The organism is Pusillimonas sp. (assembly GCF_029263785.1).
Taxonomy (GTDB): domain Bacteria; phylum Pseudomonadota; class Gammaproteobacteria; order Burkholderiales; family Burkholderiaceae_B; genus Pusillimonas.
This window is the reverse complement of the sequence record NZ_JAJUFE010000012.1, coordinates 48,236-62,588: the sequence shown is the minus strand read 5'-3', so window position 1 is coordinate 62,588 and position 14,353 is coordinate 48,236. Positions and strand designations below refer to the sequence as shown.

Here is a 14,353-nt window from a genome sequence, read left to right as displayed (position 1 = left end):
CCTGTCTGACCTGTCTGACCTGTCTGACCTGTCTGACCTGTCTGACCTGTCTGACCTGTCTGACCTGTCTGACCTGTCTGACCTGTCTGACCTGTCTGACCTGTCTGTCCTGTCTGACCTGCGTCTGCCCCTGGCTCTGCCGTACTGTGCCGTGCCCCTACCCTGCCCTAGCCTTGCCCGGCGCCCCCCGGCCCGGCCCGGCCCGGCCCGGCCTGACCTGAACCCGAACCCGAACCTCAACCAGGCCCAGCAAAGTGGAACAACGTCACAACTGCAGATACCCAAAGCCTGGCCGGGGCCTGCCTTGTAAAAATGGGCGTCCAGCATGCGCCGGATGCTGACGAAGGAGGGCGGGAAACAAGGCGGCCGCCTGCCGAATCCCGAGCTGCGCAGCAGCGAGGTTGAGTTCGGCCGCCGCCCGCCGGACGAGGCAGATCCGGGAAGTCCGGCGAAGCCGGACCGCATGATGTGACCATTTTTACAAGGCAGGCCACGGCCAGGCGACTCAAGAACCCCAGCCACACTTCAGCCCACACCCCACACCGAACACCCCACACCGAACACCACCCACCCCACACCCCTCACCTCACACCACCCACCCAGACCAAAAAAAAGAGCCTCCCGACACACGACCCAGCCCCCCTTAACCCAAACCACCCCCACACAGCCCATAACCGGCATAAAAGGGACAGTTCTGATGAACTCCCCCCACGCATGGCCCACCACAGAAAATGCCCGCAAAGAGCATCCTCCTTGCGGGCATCTTCACCCCCGTTCCCGAGGGACAAACCACTTCTGATTACTGAGCCGCCGGCGGCACCACCGCCGTAACCTCAATCTCGACCTTGGCACGATCTTCAACCAGATCAGACACCTCCACGGCCGTCATCGCCGGGAAATTGCGTCCGATGATCTCACGATAATGCTGGCCGATTTCACGCAGCGACGCCACATACTCTTTCTTGTCCACCACATACCACGTCATCCGCGTGATGTGCTCCGGACCGGCACCGCCTTCCTTGAGAATGGCAACAATGTTGCGCAGCGTCTGGCCAACCTGCTCTGCCAGATCATCAGTTTCGAACTGCTGCTGAGCATTCCAGGCAACTTGACCACCTACGAAGATGATGCGGCTGCCGACCGTCAGCTCGTTCATGATGCCGTTCGAATAGCCCCGCGGCGGAGCCCAGTCGGATGGTTGCAGGATCTTCATATATTCCTCTCTGAAAAAGAAAACCTATTGCTGGCGCAATACAAAACGCTGAAGTTTGCCCGTTTCAGTGCGTGGCAATGCCGACACAAACTCAATAGCGCGTGGATACTTATAAGGAGCAATCTGCGACTTCACGTGATCTTGCAACGCCTTAACCATCGCATCATTACCTTCGAAGCCTGGCTTGAGCACCACAAAAGCCTTCACGATGTTTCCACGTTGCTCGTCCGGCACGCCGATGACACCGCACTCCGCGACCGCCTCGTGGCTTAGCAACGCATCTTCCACCTCGGGCCCGGCAATGTTGTAGCCGGCAGAGATGATCATGTCGTCATTGCGCGCCTGATAGAAAAAGTAGCCGTCATCGTCTTGAATGAACGTGTCTCCCGGCAGGTTCCATCCCTGCTGCACAAACACTCGCTGGCGCTCGTCGGCAAGATAACGGCATCCTGTGGGCCCCTTCACCACCAGGCGACCCACAGTTCCGTTGGGCACGGGATTAAGGTTCTCATCGACCACCTGCGCCACGTAACCCGGAACCACCGTGCCAATCGCACCGCGACGCACGTTTTCGGGTGCGCTGGCGACAAACACGTGGATCATCTCGGTGCCGCCGATGCCGTCGATCATCTCGATGCCCGTAGCCTTCTTCCAGAGCTGGCGCGTCGCATCCGGCAACGCTTCGCCGGCCGATACCGTCTTCTTGAGCGACGACAGATCGTAATTCGACACCAGCTCGGCCATCTGCCGGTAGAACGTGGGCGCCGTGAAAGTCATCGTCACGCCAAAGTCTTGAACCGTCTGCAGAAGCAGGTCGGGTGTGAGCTTTTCGGTAAGAACCGTAGAACCACCCACTCGCAATGGGAAGCACAGAAGCCCGCCCAAGCCAAACGTGAACGCCAGAGGCGGCGTACCGCAAACGATTTCGTCAGGCGTCATGCGCAACACGTGCTTCGAGAATGTATCGCACATGGCCAGCACATCACGATGGAAGTGCATGCAGCCCTTGGGCTTGCCCGTGGTTCCGCTGGTAAACGCAATAAGGCAGACGTCATCCACAGCCGTGTCGCACGCAGTGAATTCCGCCGGCTTGCCCTTGGCGAGCGTATCGAGGGAATCAGGGCCGGCGTCATGAAAATACCGAACCTCTGTCAGCTCGGAACAGTACGAGGCGTGACCCGAATTACGGCAATTTTCAAGCTCTTCAGAAAGACGCTTGTCACAAAGCGCCGCCGTAATCTTGGCCTTTTCGATAATCGGCTTCAGCTCGGCAGCACGAAGCAAGGGCATGGTTGGTACCACCACCAGGCCGGCCTTGACCGCTGCCAGCCACGATGCCGCCATCATCACGTTATTTGGGCCACGCAACAACAAACGGTTGCCCGGCACCAGTTTCATGTCTTCAGTCAGGACGTGGGCGATGCGGTTGGTCAGCTCGGCCAGCTCACGATAGCTCATCGTCCGCTTCTCGCCATTGTCGTCGCGCCAACGCAACGCGATGCGGTCTCCGTTGCCTTTTGCGATGTGCGCATCAACAAGTTCAACGGCGCAGTTCAATCGCGCTGGGTACGCTACGTCGGGGTTTCCTTCAAGCAGAAATTCCGGCCACTCGGATTGGGGGGGCAGGTTGTCTCGTGCGAAGGTATCTAGATGAGCAGAGCGTTCCATAAATTTGTCTCCAGGTTAATCGGCGGGAGCATCATGCGTCCTTCAGGAGCTCCCGGGCTATGATGAGGCGCTGGACTTCGGTGGCGCCTTCATAGATGCGCAAAGCGCGAATTTCACGATAAAGTTTTTCAACAGGCATGCCCGACATCACGCCGGCACCACCAAACATTTGCAAGGCGCGGTCGATGACACGCTGGGCGGATTCCGTGGCCGCCATTTTGGCCATCGCGGCCTCGCGGGTAGTGCGAACGCCCTTGACGTCGCGCATCCATGCGGCGCGGTAAGTCAGCAAGGCGGCGGCGTCAATCTCGGTCGCCATATCACCCAAAGCAGCCTGTGTCAGTTGCAGGTCGGCCAGGGTCTGACCAAACATGCGTCGCGACTTTGCACGCTCAAGCCCTTCTTGCAGAGCGCGACGGGCAAAACCCAGAGCGGCCGCCGCCACCGATGCCCTGAAAATATCCAGAGTCATCATGGCGATCTTGAAGCCCTGACCTGCTTCGCCCAAACGCTGCGTGACAGGGACGCGGCAATTGTCAAAACGCAGGCGCGCAAGGGGGTGGGGCGCAATGACATCGATACGCTCGGCGATTTCCAGGCCAGGAGTGTCAGCATCTACCACAAAGGCCGAAATGCCGCGAGCTCCAGGCGCTTCGCCGGTACGGACAAACAAGGTGTAGAAATCGGCGATGCCGCCATTCGATATCCAGGTCTTCTCGCCATTGATCACGTAATGGTCACCGTCAAGCACCGCTTCGCACGACATGGCGGCTACATCGGAACCGGCATCGGGCTCGGATAACGCGAATGCGGCAATGGCGTCGCCGGATGCCACACGCGGCAAGTAGCGTTGGCGCAGCGCATCGCTTCCGGCAATGGAGATTGCACCGCTTCCCAGGCCTTGCATTGCAAACGCAAAATCGGCCAGCCCGTCGTGACGTGCGAGTGTCTCGCGCATGATGCACACGGCGCGGGAGTCGATCTGCGGCCAGCGGCCGCCCCATGAGCCGTCCGGCCCCTGGGGCACTGCCACACGCAACCACCCGGCTTGTCCGAGAATCTTGACCAGATGCCGGCATGCGCTGTCGGTATCAGAATGATCAACATCGGCCAACGCCTGTTGGCACCAGCGATCAAGCTCCTGCGCCATCTGTGGGTGGCGCTCGTCAAAGAAAGGCCAGTCTAGCCAGGTGGTGTCGTTCATCAATTGCCCTCGAAAACAGGTTTTTGCTTGGCGACAAAAGCTTCGTATGCGCGGCGGAAGTCGCCGGTCTGCATGCAGATCGCCTGTGCCTGCGCCTCGGCCTCAATTGCTTCGTCAACGCCCATGCTCCACTCTTGGTGCATGGCTTTTTTGGTGATGCTATGTGCAAAGGTTGGACCCGAGGCAATGCGTGCAGCCAGTGTCTGTGCGGCTGCGAGCAATTCGTCGGAAGGATGCAAAGCGTTGAAGAAACCCCATGCGAGGCCTTCGTCAGCTGACATGGCACGACCGGTATAGAACAGCTCGGAAGCACGACCTTGGCCGATGATGCGTGGCAATATCGCGCAGGCACCCATGTCCGACCCGGCCAGGCCCACGCGCGCAAACAGGAATGCAGTGCGAGTTTCAGGGCTGCCCAGACGAAGGTCGGAAGCCATCGCCAAAATTGCACCGGCGCCGGCGCAGACACCATCCACCGCGGCCACAATCGGTTGCGGACAATTGCGCATGGCCTTGACCAGGTCACCCGTCATGCGTGTGAACTCAAGCAATTCGGGCATGCTCATTTTGGTGAGCGGGCCAATGATTTCGTGAACATCACCCCCCGAGCAGAAGTTGCCCCCGGCGCCGGTTATGACCACTGTCTTGATGTCGCTGGCGTAATTCAGGCTGCGAAACAGATCGCGCAGCTCGGCATAAGAATCAAAAGTGAGCGGGTTCTTTCGCTCGGGGCGATTCAGGGTGATGGTAGCCACCTTACCGTCGTCGGAAACCGACCACAGGAAGTGTTTGGCCTGATAGCCCGCCAGGGGACCAGTATGGTGCGCCATGGTGTGCTCTGTATTTTCCATTGCTTGAAGCTCCTTGTAAGGTGGGCGGGATATGCTCTTACCCTATCCCACCATGATCTCGCCCCCATCAACGGGGATGGATTGACCATTGATGGCTGATGCTCCGTCCTGGCAAAGCCAGGCCACGGCATCGGCCACCTGTTCGGGCTGCACGAGGCGGCCCTGGGGATTGCCTTCGGCCAGCTTGGCCGTGGCTTCTTCGGCAGTCATGCCGGTTTTATTCATTATGTTCTCGATGGCCTCACGCACCAGGTCGGTTTCGGTGTAACCGGGGCAGACAGCATTGACCGTAATGCCCTTGCGTGCGACTTCGAGAGCGAGGGATCGGGTCAGGCCGATGACCCCGTGCTTGGCAGCGCAATACGCCGAGACGTAGGCATAGCCGGCCAGACCCGCCGTACTGGCCACATTGACGACTCGGCCCCATTTGGCGGAAACCATGTCGGGCAACGCGGCCTGGATGCAGTGGAAGGTACCGGTAAGGTTGATCGCCAGCATGTGGTCCCAGGCGTCTTCTTCCAGCTTGTCGAAGCGCTCGCTGACTGCCTGACCTGCATTGTTGACCAGAATGCTGATCAGCCCGAAGCGCTGGCGCGCCTGATCGAAGGCCGTCAGCACATCGGAACGTTGCGAGACGTCGCCGGTTACGTAGGCTAGCTGATCTCCGCCGCCCAGTTCGTCACAGGCCTTTTGCAGGGACGCCTCGCCGCGCCCCATCAGGGTGACGCGGCAACCCTGTTCCAGAAGGCGACGCGCGATGGCAAGGCCGATTCCGCGCGAGGCTCCGGTTACCAGGGCGTGCCGCTCTGTGGCCGGCAACGTCATGCTCCCACCTGCTCGGCGTAGGCCGCAGCACGCTCGAAGTTCGTTTCCAGCTGCTTCTTGGCCGGGAAGTACTGCTTGGGCCATGTGATGTCGGTGTAACCGATCTTGGCTGCTTCGCGCAGGGTCCAGGCGGCGTCTGCCAGATGCGGACGAGCCAGGGCACACAGGTCGGCACGACCTGAAGCAATAATGCTGTTGACGTGGTCGGCCTCAAAGATGGCACCAACCGCAATCGTCGGAATGCCGGCCTCGTTGCGAATCCGGTCGGAGAACGGCGTCTGGAACATGCGGCCGTACACCGGCTGCTCGGCCTTGCTTACCTGGCCCGACGAGCAGTCGATCATGTCTGCGCCGGCTGCCTTGAAGATGCGGGCAATTTCAACGGCGTCGTCAGGCGTGATACCCCCTTCGACCCAGTCGTGTGCCGAAATACGCACGGACATCGGAAGGTTCTGTGGCCAGACTTCGCGGACAGCCTTGAATACCTCCAGCGGATAACGCAGACGGTTCTCGAGCGAACCACCATACTCGTCGTCACGCTTATTGGTAAGCGGCGAAATGAAACTGGACAGAAGGTAGCCGTGTGCGCAGTGCAGCTCGAGCCAATCGAACCCGGCGGCCGCAGCACGACGGGCGGACTCGACGTGCTGATCGCGTACCTGGTCCATTTGCTCGCGTGTCATGGCTTGCGGCACTTGCGAGACGCCTTCGATATACGGAATGGCGGAGGCCGAAACCAGGGGCCAGTTCCCGGATTCCAGCGGCATGTCGGTACCTTCCCAACTGACCTTGGTCGACCCCTTGCGGCCGGCGTGGCCGATCTGCATGCCGATTTTTGCCTGGGTGTTCTCGTGAACGAAGTCGGTAATACGCTTGAAGGCGGCTTCTTGTTCGTCGTTCCACAGCCCCGGGCATCCCGGAGTGATGCGTGCTTCTGGCGACACGCAGGTCATTTCGACCATGACCAGCCCGGCGCCACCCATGGCACGTGAACCCAGGTGCACCAGATGGAAGTCGCCCGGCACACCGTCGACGCACGAGTACATTGCCATTGGAGAAACCACGATGCGATTGGGAAGCTTGGTATCGCGGACCTGGAACGGCGTAAGCATCGGAGGCACAGGACGATCCGACAGCGAGCTGGCACCGGCCTTTTCTGCAAACCAGCGCTCATAACCTTCGAGCCATTTGGGATCGCGCAGACGCAGGTTCTCGTGCGATATGCGTTGGGAGCGCGTCAGTAACGAGTAGCTGAACTGCTCGGGTTCGAACTGGGCATAACGCGCAACGTTCTCGAACCACTCGGTAGAGTTTCGGGCAGCGTTCTGTATCTTGAGGACTTCGACGCTGCGGACTTCTTGATAGTGATCAAGGCCTGCCTTGAGATCATTGTTCTGTGCAATGATTGAACGATTGAGCTCGATGGCGTCTTCGAGTGCCAGCTTGGTACCCGAACCGATTGAAAAGTGCGCGGTATGTGCCGCGTCGCCCATCAGGACAACAGGTACCGAACGCCCGTCGGGCAGGGTCTGGTAATGCACCCAGGTGTCGCATATGACGCGCGGGAAGCGGATCCAGATAGCCGAGCCGCGAAGATGCTTGGCGTTGCTGACGAGGGGGTTGCCGTCGAGCCAGGGTGCGAACAGTTTTTCGCAGTAGGCAATGCCTTCTTCCTGGCTCATGGTGTCCAGGCCCGCCGCCTTCCATGTTTCGTCGAGCGTCTCGACGATGAATGTCGACATGCCGTCTTCGAACTGGTAGGCGTGAGCCTGGAACCAGCCATGTTCGGTGTCGACAAAGGCAAACGTGAAGGCATCGAACTGCTTCTCGGTGCCCAGCCAGACAAAGCGGCACTGTCGCGTGTCGATATCGGGTTTGTAGGTGTCCTGGTAGCGGGTACGCACGCGGCTGTTAAGACCGTCGGATGCGATGACAAGATCGGCCTGGTATTTTTGAGCGATTTCCTGGTCGTCTGTAACCTCGGTTTCGAACACGAGGTTGACGCCGACCTCTTCGCATCGGGCCTGCAAGATATTGAGCAGCTTTTTCCGGCCAATGCCGATAAACCCGTGACCACCACTGCGGATGCTTTTACCGCGGTAATTGATCTCGATGTCGTCCCAGTGGTTGAACGCCTGGCTGATCTGCTCGGCCGAGATAGGATCGGCCTCGCGCAGATTGCCCAGAGTTGCATCCGAGAACACGACCCCCCAGCCAAACGTATCGTAAGGCCTGTTTCGCTCTATGACCGTGATTTCGTGACGCGGATCACTGAGCTTCATTAACAAGCCGAAATACAAGCCTGCGGGACCCCCGCCAATACATACTATCTTCATGCTAGCTCCGTGTGTTGCCTGAAAGAAGCGACAGGCCTCATACCGGCCCACGCCACAAATCCAATTACTTTAGGCTTAAACTATATAGCTAAAAAATTTCGCGCGCAATAGGTTTTTTCCTCAGCCGATTAATGACTGTTTTTTCAGATATTTACAGTTATCATGTTAGTTGAAGATTAAAATAAACCACTGAGTCAATTGCTTCGCTGTATACACATGAACGACACCACAACCGCGCAGGCCGCAATTGAAGAAACCCCTGATCTCGAAACGCTTACCGGCCCCGAAGATCACGACGATCTTCGCCTTTGGCTGCGGCTGCTTACCTGCTGCAACCTCATCGAAGGAGACATTCGCGGCCGCTTGCGCACCGAGTACGAAACCACCCTGCCCCGTTTTGACCTGATGGCGCAGCTTCAGCGCGCTCCGGAAGGCATGAAAATGAGCGAGCTTTCCCGGCATATGATGGTCACCAACGGAAATATCACCGGCATTACCGACCAGCTCGAAAAAGAGGGATTGGTTCAGCGCAACAAGGTCCTCACCGACAGGCGCAGCTCTTTGATCAAGCTCACGCCAAAAGGCAAGCGCGCCTTCAAGCGGATGGCCGATTCACACGAACAGTGGATTCAAGATCTCTTTTCCGGGCTTTCCGAAAAAAGCAGGAAGAATCTGTTCGAAGCGCTCGGCGAACTCAAACTGGTCGCGCAAACCCGACTGACTCCGCGAAACTGATCGCTGCCCGCAAGGCCGTCAGAAGAACCTGCCGATTCAAGCCGCAGTCTGCACCCGGCACGTCCGGGTGCATGGGAACGCTTTTGCCGAGCCGGGGTGAGCTGCTTCTAGTAAACTGGTGCACTAACCCCCCTACGCCAACCGGCAAAAATTTTCGTTGTAGCCGCTTTTTTCCGAACTGTTCCATGGCCGTCAATCTGCACATCCCGACCGAATCTGAAATTCACCCTGTTCAGGGCGTCGAAATCGGCATAGCCGAAGCCGGTATTCGCAAAAAACAACATAAGGACCTTACGGTTTTCCGTCTTGCTGAAGGCAGTGCAGTTGCCGGCGTGTTCACTTGCAACCGGTTTCGAGCAGCTCCCGTACAAGTCTGCGAATCGCACCTGGCGAAGGCCCCAGGTATTCGTGCGCTGGTCATCAATACGGGCAACGCCAACGCGGGAACCGGGCAAAAGGGTCTCGAAGCCACGCTAGAAACCTGCAATGCAGCGGCCTCGTTGCTGGGCATACTTCCCGAGCAGGTTCTGCCGTTTTCGACCGGAGTTATCCTTGAGCCGCTGCCGGTCGACCGGCTGATCGCTGCATTGCCCGCCGCGATCGACGACCTGCGGCCAGCCAACTGGCTTCAGGCGGCCCACAGCATCATGACCACCGACACCTTGCCCAAGGTCAGTTCGCAACGCATCAAACTGGGTGAGCATCAGATATCGATCACCGGCATCAGCAAGGGCGCAGGAATGATTCGCCCGAACATGGCGACCATGCTTGGCTTCCTGGCCACCGACGCCGCCATTCCGGGCGATCTGCTCGCCCGCATGACGCGCGACATTGCAGACCGGTCGTTCAATCGGATTACAGTAGACGGCGACACATCGACCAATGACTCGTTCATCATCATTGCCACCGGGCGCAGCGGGCTGCGCGTCGACTCAACTTCGTCGCCACATTATCAGGCCCTGTACGATGCCCTGGCTGCCGCGGCCCTGGAGCTGGCCCAAAAAATTGTGCGCGACGCCGAAGGTGCCACCAAATTCATTACGATCCAGGTTGAAGAGGCAAGCAGCTCGGAAGAAGCCCTGCAGGTCGCCTATGCTGTCGCACATTCACCACTGGTAAAAACAGCTTTTTACGCGTCCGATCCGAATCTGGGACGAATCCTGGCTGCCATTGGCTACGCAGGCATCGCCGACCTTGATGTTTCGGGAGTCAATCTGTGGCTCGGAGACGTCTTGGTAGCCGGGCAAGGACAACGCCACCCGGATTACCAAGAAGAAGATGGCCAGCGCGTAATGAAAGAAGCCGAAATTTCCATGCGCATCGCGCTGGGTCGCGGCAATGTCTGCGAAACCGTCTACACCTGCGATTTCTCACATGACTACGTCAGCATCAACGCCGACTATCGCTCGTAATAACTGCCTATGTGTTTGACTTGATAGACAAAACCAAGTTAATATAGCAGGCTTGGCATATTGGCCAAGAATTTTTTTATTGAGGTTAACCCATGTACGCGGTCATAAAAACCGGTGGTAAGCAGTATCGAGTTACCGCCGGCCAAAAACTTAAGGTAGAACAGATACCGGCAGACATTGGGCAAGAAATCACCCTCGATCAGGTATTGTCCGTTGGCGAAGGCGAGCAGCTTCAGATTGGCGCTCCTTTGGTCTCTGGTGCCCTGGTTAAGGCAACAGTTCTTGCGCAAGGCCGGCATGACAAGGTCAAGATCTTCAAGATGCGCCGTCGCAAGCACTATCAAAAGCGCCAGGGCCATCGTCAGAACTACACCGAGATTCGCATCGACGCCATTACGGCGTAATCGAACCGGTATTGCATAGCAGGAGCTAAACATGGCACAGAAAAAAGGCGGCGGCTCAACGCGTAACGGTCGCGACTCACAGGCTAAGCGACTCGGTGTTAAGGTTTACGGCGGTCAAAGCATCAGCGCCGGTTCCATCATCGTGCGTCAGCGCGGCACGCAGTTCCATGCCGGCACGAACGTCGGTATGGGCAAGGACCACACCCTGTTCTCGCTGGTCGACGGCAAGGTCAAGTTCGGCATCTCGGGCGCGCTCAACAAGCGCACCGTTTCGGTCGAAGCAGCCGAATAAGCTTTTCGCAACGCGACAGGCACAAAGCCCTGCCCGGAGGCAGGGCTTTTTTGTTCTAGAATAGTTTGACTCGGGATTGTTCTTTGCTGCAAGGCAGGCTGCTTCAAGACCGACATCACATACTGGCGCCGCTACCTGCGGCACTTATGCTTTTATCAGGTTAGGCAACCATGAAATTCGTAGACGAGGCAACGATCGAAGTCATCGCCGGCAATGGCGGCAATGGCTGCGCCAGCTTCCGCCGCGAAAAATTTATCCCGAAAGGCGGCCCGGACGGTGGAGACGGCGGCCGCGGCGGCAGCATTTATGCTGTGGCCGACCGCAACATCAATACCCTGATCGATTTCCGCTACGCCCGGCTGCACCGGGCAAAGAATGGTGAAAACGGCCGTGGCTCAGACCAGTACGGCGCCGCCGCCCCCGACATCGTTCTACGTGTGCCTGTGGGCACCATCATCAGCGATGCCGATACCGGCGAACAGCTTTACGACCTAAGCCGTCACCAAGAGAAAGTCACGCTGGCGGCCGGCGGCGAAGGCGGCTTGGGCAACCTGCACTTCAAATCCAGCACCAACCGGGCACCTCGGCAATTTACCCCGGGCAAGCCAGGTGAACAACGGCGCCTTCGGCTCGAACTCAAGCTGCTGGCAGACGTCGGATTGCTGGGCTTGCCCAATGCGGGCAAATCCACGCTTATCAGCAAGATCTCCAACGCACGTCCCAAGATCGCTGATTACCCATTCACCACGCTTCATCCCAATCTGGGAGTAGTGCGCACTTCGCCCGCGCGCAGCTTCGTAGTGGCCGACATACCCGGCCTGATCGAAGGCGCCGCCGACGGAGCCGGCCTCGGGCACCAGTTCTTGCGACATTTGTCGCGCACTCGTGTCCTGCTGCATCTGGTCGACGTCTCGTCGCCAGATCCTGACTACGATCCAGTACCTCAAGCTGTGGCCGATGCCCGGGCAATTGTCGAAGAACTACGTCTATACGACGCCGACCTCTATGCCAAGCCCCGCTGGCTCGTACTCAACAAGCTCGACATGGTCGCCGACCCGGAAGAAGTCACCCGACGCTTGTGTGATGAACTCGACTGGCAAGGTCCCGTGTTCGGCATATCCGCGTTATCCGGCGAAGGCACGCAAGACCTGGTCTGGAAACTGCAAGATTGGCTCGATGAGCAAAAGAAGCGCGAGCAAGAAGCCGAAGACATCGCTGCCGGCTTGCCCATCGACGGTGACCCGCGCTTCGACCCAACGCGCAGTACGCCTCCCGCCGACTGACACTTGTTGCACAAGCATAGTTAAAATAGCCGATTTGCCGCGGCGCACGCCGCTCGTCCAACCTAAGTGGGTTCTGCCCGATGTCCCCCGCCACAGCCAGCCAGCCGGTCGTACCGCAATCCAAACGTCTTGTCGTCAAGGTGGGTTCTTCACTTGTCACCAACGAAGGTCGAGGGCTTGACCAGGCTGCGGTCACCGAATGGGCATCCCAGATAGCCGCGCTGCATGCCCAGGGCAAGCAGGTGGTGCTTGTTTCCAGCGGCGCCATTGCCGAGGGCATGGCCCGATTGGGATGGGCTCGTCGCCCGCATACCATGCACGAGCTGCAGGCTGCGGCAGCGGTCGGCCAGATGGGTCTCGTCCAGGCTTACGAAGTTGCTTTCGCGCGGCATGGCCTGCGCACAGCGCAAATTCTTCTCACACACGAAGATCTGTCCGACCGAAAGCGTTATCTCAATGCCCGCAGCACCCTGTACACCCTGCTCGACCTTGGAGTCGTGCCCATCGTCAACGAGAACGATACCGTCGTCACCGACGAGATACGTCTTGGCGACAATGACACCCTCGGCGCCCTGGTAACCAACCTCATCGAAGCCGAAACCCTTATTATTCTTACCGACCAGCCTGGTCTGTACAGCGCGGATCCCCGCAAGGATCCATCTGCCACTCTGATAACAACCGCCCAGGCCGGCGATCCCGCCCTTGAAGCCATGGCCGGCGGTGCCGGAAGCGGCATCGGCACCGGTGGCATGCTCACCAAGGTCCTGGCCGCTCGCCGCGCCGCCAACAGCGGCGGCAATACCATCATCGCCTCGGGGCGCGAACCCGACGTCCTGCTACGCCTGGCCAATGGCGAACGCATAGGCACCGAACTACGCGCCCTCCTGCCTGTGCGCTCCGCCCGGCAACGCTGGCTCGTCAATCAGCTTCGGCTTCGTGGCCGAGTCATGCTTGACGACGGTGCCGTCAAGGCACTAACCCAAGAACATAAAAGCCTGCTGCCCATCGGCGTCATCGCCGTCGAAGGCGAGTTCGAGCGCGGCGACGTCGTGGCTTGCGTCGACCAGAACGGCGTGGAATACGGTCGCGGTCTGATCAATTACTCTGCCAATGACGCACGACGCATCATGCGCCAGCCCAGCAGCAAGATAGCAGAAATCCTTGGCAGCATGTCTGACACCGAGCTCATCCATCGCGACAACATGGTTTTCAACCGCCGACCAAGCAAACGCGAGTCCTGAATTGCAACGCCTCGGGCAAAACGATGCGTTTGGGCCGGCCGGCCGCTGCCACGCTTTGAAATTTCAGCAAGAAGCAGCACCCAAGCACGGCCGGCCGATTACAACAAAGTTCGCCATCGGTTTCGCCGATAGATTGCGCTCACACAGTGATCTGCGCCGCGAACATATACCCTCGGTCATAAATCGACTTAATTGGCAGCTCTTCTTCAAACTGTGCCACCTTCCTGCGTAGCCGGCTTACCAGCACACCTAGAATCCTGTGGTCATCCGACACCTTTCTGCCTAACGCGCGAAGCAGCTGCGCGTGGGAAGCCGACTTGTCCGATTGCATGGCCAGCGCCATTACAAACTGGCGTTCCGACGAAGTCAGGCGCACCGGTACACCATCAGGCGTTTCCAGAGCCCAGCCCTGATCCCTAAGCGCCCACACTTTGTCGACGGCATGCGCATCCGATGTCCCGCCATCCCCCTGAGGCGACCCCACCGCTCGCGAAACGCCACGTTCCATCCGACGCTTCAATCCATGCAGCGTCAAGGCCAGCACAACTGCCGAACAGTCGCGAGGGCACCAGGCATCCACTCCAAGCTGCAAGGTTTCGGCCAGGGTCGCATCGTCACAGCCATCCACATAGGCCAGCACGCCCACATCCGGCGCAGCGGTGAGGATGCTGACTGCCGAACGGTTCAGGGGCGCACTTGCCGCAAGCACCGCCATGACCGGTTCGGCCGTTCGGCGCGACGAACTCAATTCTCTACGAAGCGCGTGGCGAAGCGACGCAGTATCCGGGCAATGACAGAGCCGAAAACCATAGTTGGCCAGCATCTGCGTATAGGCCGGCAGATGCGGATTTTCTTCCGGGCTATAGAAGAGGATTGCAGGACCCATAAG

14 protein-coding genes are annotated in these 14,353 nt (G+C 58.8%); 7 read left to right on the top strand and 7 right to left on the bottom strand.

The window, feature by feature from the left end:
- A partial coding sequence (locus tag Q1J88_RS05495) for a hypothetical protein (RefSeq protein ID WP_301116560.1) occupies nt 1-310 on the top strand: 310 nt, incomplete at its 5' end.
- A gap of 489 nt (nt 311-799) precedes the next feature.
- Here the strand turns inward: Q1J88_RS05495 and Q1J88_RS05490 are convergent.
- From Q1J88_RS05490 to Q1J88_RS05465, 6 genes are read right to left on the bottom strand one after another with little or no spacing between them, the layout of a single operon-like run.
- The gene (locus Q1J88_RS05490; RefSeq protein ID WP_301116559.1) at nt 800-1,213 is read right to left on the bottom strand and encodes a RidA family protein; all 414 of its coding nucleotides are present in this window, start codon (nt 1,211-1,213) and stop codon (nt 800-802) included.
- 24 nt (nt 1,214-1,237) lie between these two features.
- Nucleotides 1,238-2,881, bottom strand: a complete 1,644-nt coding sequence (locus tag Q1J88_RS05485; protein ID WP_301116558.1) for an AMP-binding protein — start codon at nt 2,879-2,881, stop codon at nt 1,238-1,240.
- A 31-nt stretch (nt 2,882-2,912) separates the two neighbouring features.
- On the bottom strand, nt 2,913-4,085 hold the full coding sequence (locus Q1J88_RS05480; RefSeq protein ID WP_301116557.1) for an acyl-CoA dehydrogenase family protein: 1,173 nt from the start codon (nt 4,083-4,085) through the stop codon (nt 2,913-2,915).
- Complete coding sequence (locus tag Q1J88_RS05475) at nt 4,085-4,936, bottom strand: enoyl-CoA hydratase family protein (protein ID WP_301116556.1); 852 nt, start codon at nt 4,934-4,936, stop codon at nt 4,085-4,087. Before Q1J88_RS05475 ends, Q1J88_RS05480 begins: the two co-directional genes overlap by 1 nt.
- 42 nt (nt 4,937-4,978) lie before the next feature.
- Nucleotides 4,979-5,761, bottom strand: coding sequence for an SDR family NAD(P)-dependent oxidoreductase (locus tag Q1J88_RS05470; RefSeq protein ID WP_301116555.1), 783 nt, complete (start codon nt 5,759-5,761; stop codon nt 4,979-4,981).
- Entirely contained in the window at nt 5,758-8,097 is a 2,340-nt protein-coding gene (locus Q1J88_RS05465; protein ID WP_301116554.1) for a bifunctional salicylyl-CoA 5-hydroxylase/oxidoreductase, read from the bottom strand. The genes Q1J88_RS05470 and Q1J88_RS05465 overlap by 4 nt, the downstream gene beginning before the upstream one ends.
- Nucleotides 8,098-8,343: 246 nt before the next feature.
- On the opposite strand from Q1J88_RS05465, the gene Q1J88_RS05460 reads away from it, so the two are divergent.
- The 6 genes from Q1J88_RS05460 to proB all read left to right on the top strand — a co-directional run bounded on the left by Q1J88_RS05460 (nt 8,344) and on the right by proB (nt 13,464).
- On the top strand, nt 8,344-8,832 hold the full coding sequence (locus Q1J88_RS05460; RefSeq protein ID WP_301116564.1) for a MarR family transcriptional regulator: 489 nt from the start codon (nt 8,344-8,346) through the stop codon (nt 8,830-8,832).
- 185 nt (nt 8,833-9,017) lie between these two features.
- Complete coding sequence (argJ, locus tag Q1J88_RS05455; protein WP_301116553.1) at nt 9,018-10,244, top strand: bifunctional glutamate N-acetyltransferase/amino-acid acetyltransferase ArgJ; 1,227 nt, start codon at nt 9,018-9,020, stop codon at nt 10,242-10,244.
- A 92-nt stretch (nt 10,245-10,336) separates the two neighbouring features.
- Nucleotides 10,337-10,648 carry a 50S ribosomal protein L21 gene (gene rplU / locus Q1J88_RS05450; protein ID WP_301116552.1) on the top strand — a complete coding sequence of 104 codons (312 nt, stop codon included), beginning with the start codon at nt 10,337-10,339 and terminating at the stop codon, nt 10,646-10,648.
- Nucleotides 10,649-10,679: 31 nt separating this feature from the next.
- Nucleotides 10,680-10,940, top strand: a complete 261-nt coding sequence (rpmA, locus tag Q1J88_RS05445; RefSeq protein ID WP_301116551.1) for a 50S ribosomal protein L27 — start codon at nt 10,680-10,682, stop codon at nt 10,938-10,940.
- 170 nt (nt 10,941-11,110) lie between these two features.
- Nucleotides 11,111-12,223 (top strand): GTPase ObgE, encoded by a 1,113-nt coding sequence (gene obgE, locus Q1J88_RS05440; protein ID WP_301116550.1) that lies wholly within the window; start codon nt 11,111-11,113, stop codon nt 12,221-12,223.
- Nucleotides 12,224-12,303: 80 nt separating this feature from the next.
- Nucleotides 12,304-13,464 (top strand): glutamate 5-kinase, encoded by a 1,161-nt coding sequence (gene proB / locus Q1J88_RS05435; RefSeq protein WP_301116549.1) that lies wholly within the window; start codon nt 12,304-12,306, stop codon nt 13,462-13,464.
- Between the two features lie 139 nt (nt 13,465-13,603).
- On the opposite strand, the gene Q1J88_RS05430 is transcribed toward proB, so the two are convergent.
- Nucleotides 13,604-14,350, bottom strand: coding sequence for a helix-turn-helix domain-containing protein (locus Q1J88_RS05430; RefSeq protein WP_301116548.1), 747 nt, complete (start codon nt 14,348-14,350; stop codon nt 13,604-13,606).
- Nucleotides 14,351-14,353 lie beyond the last annotated feature (3 nt).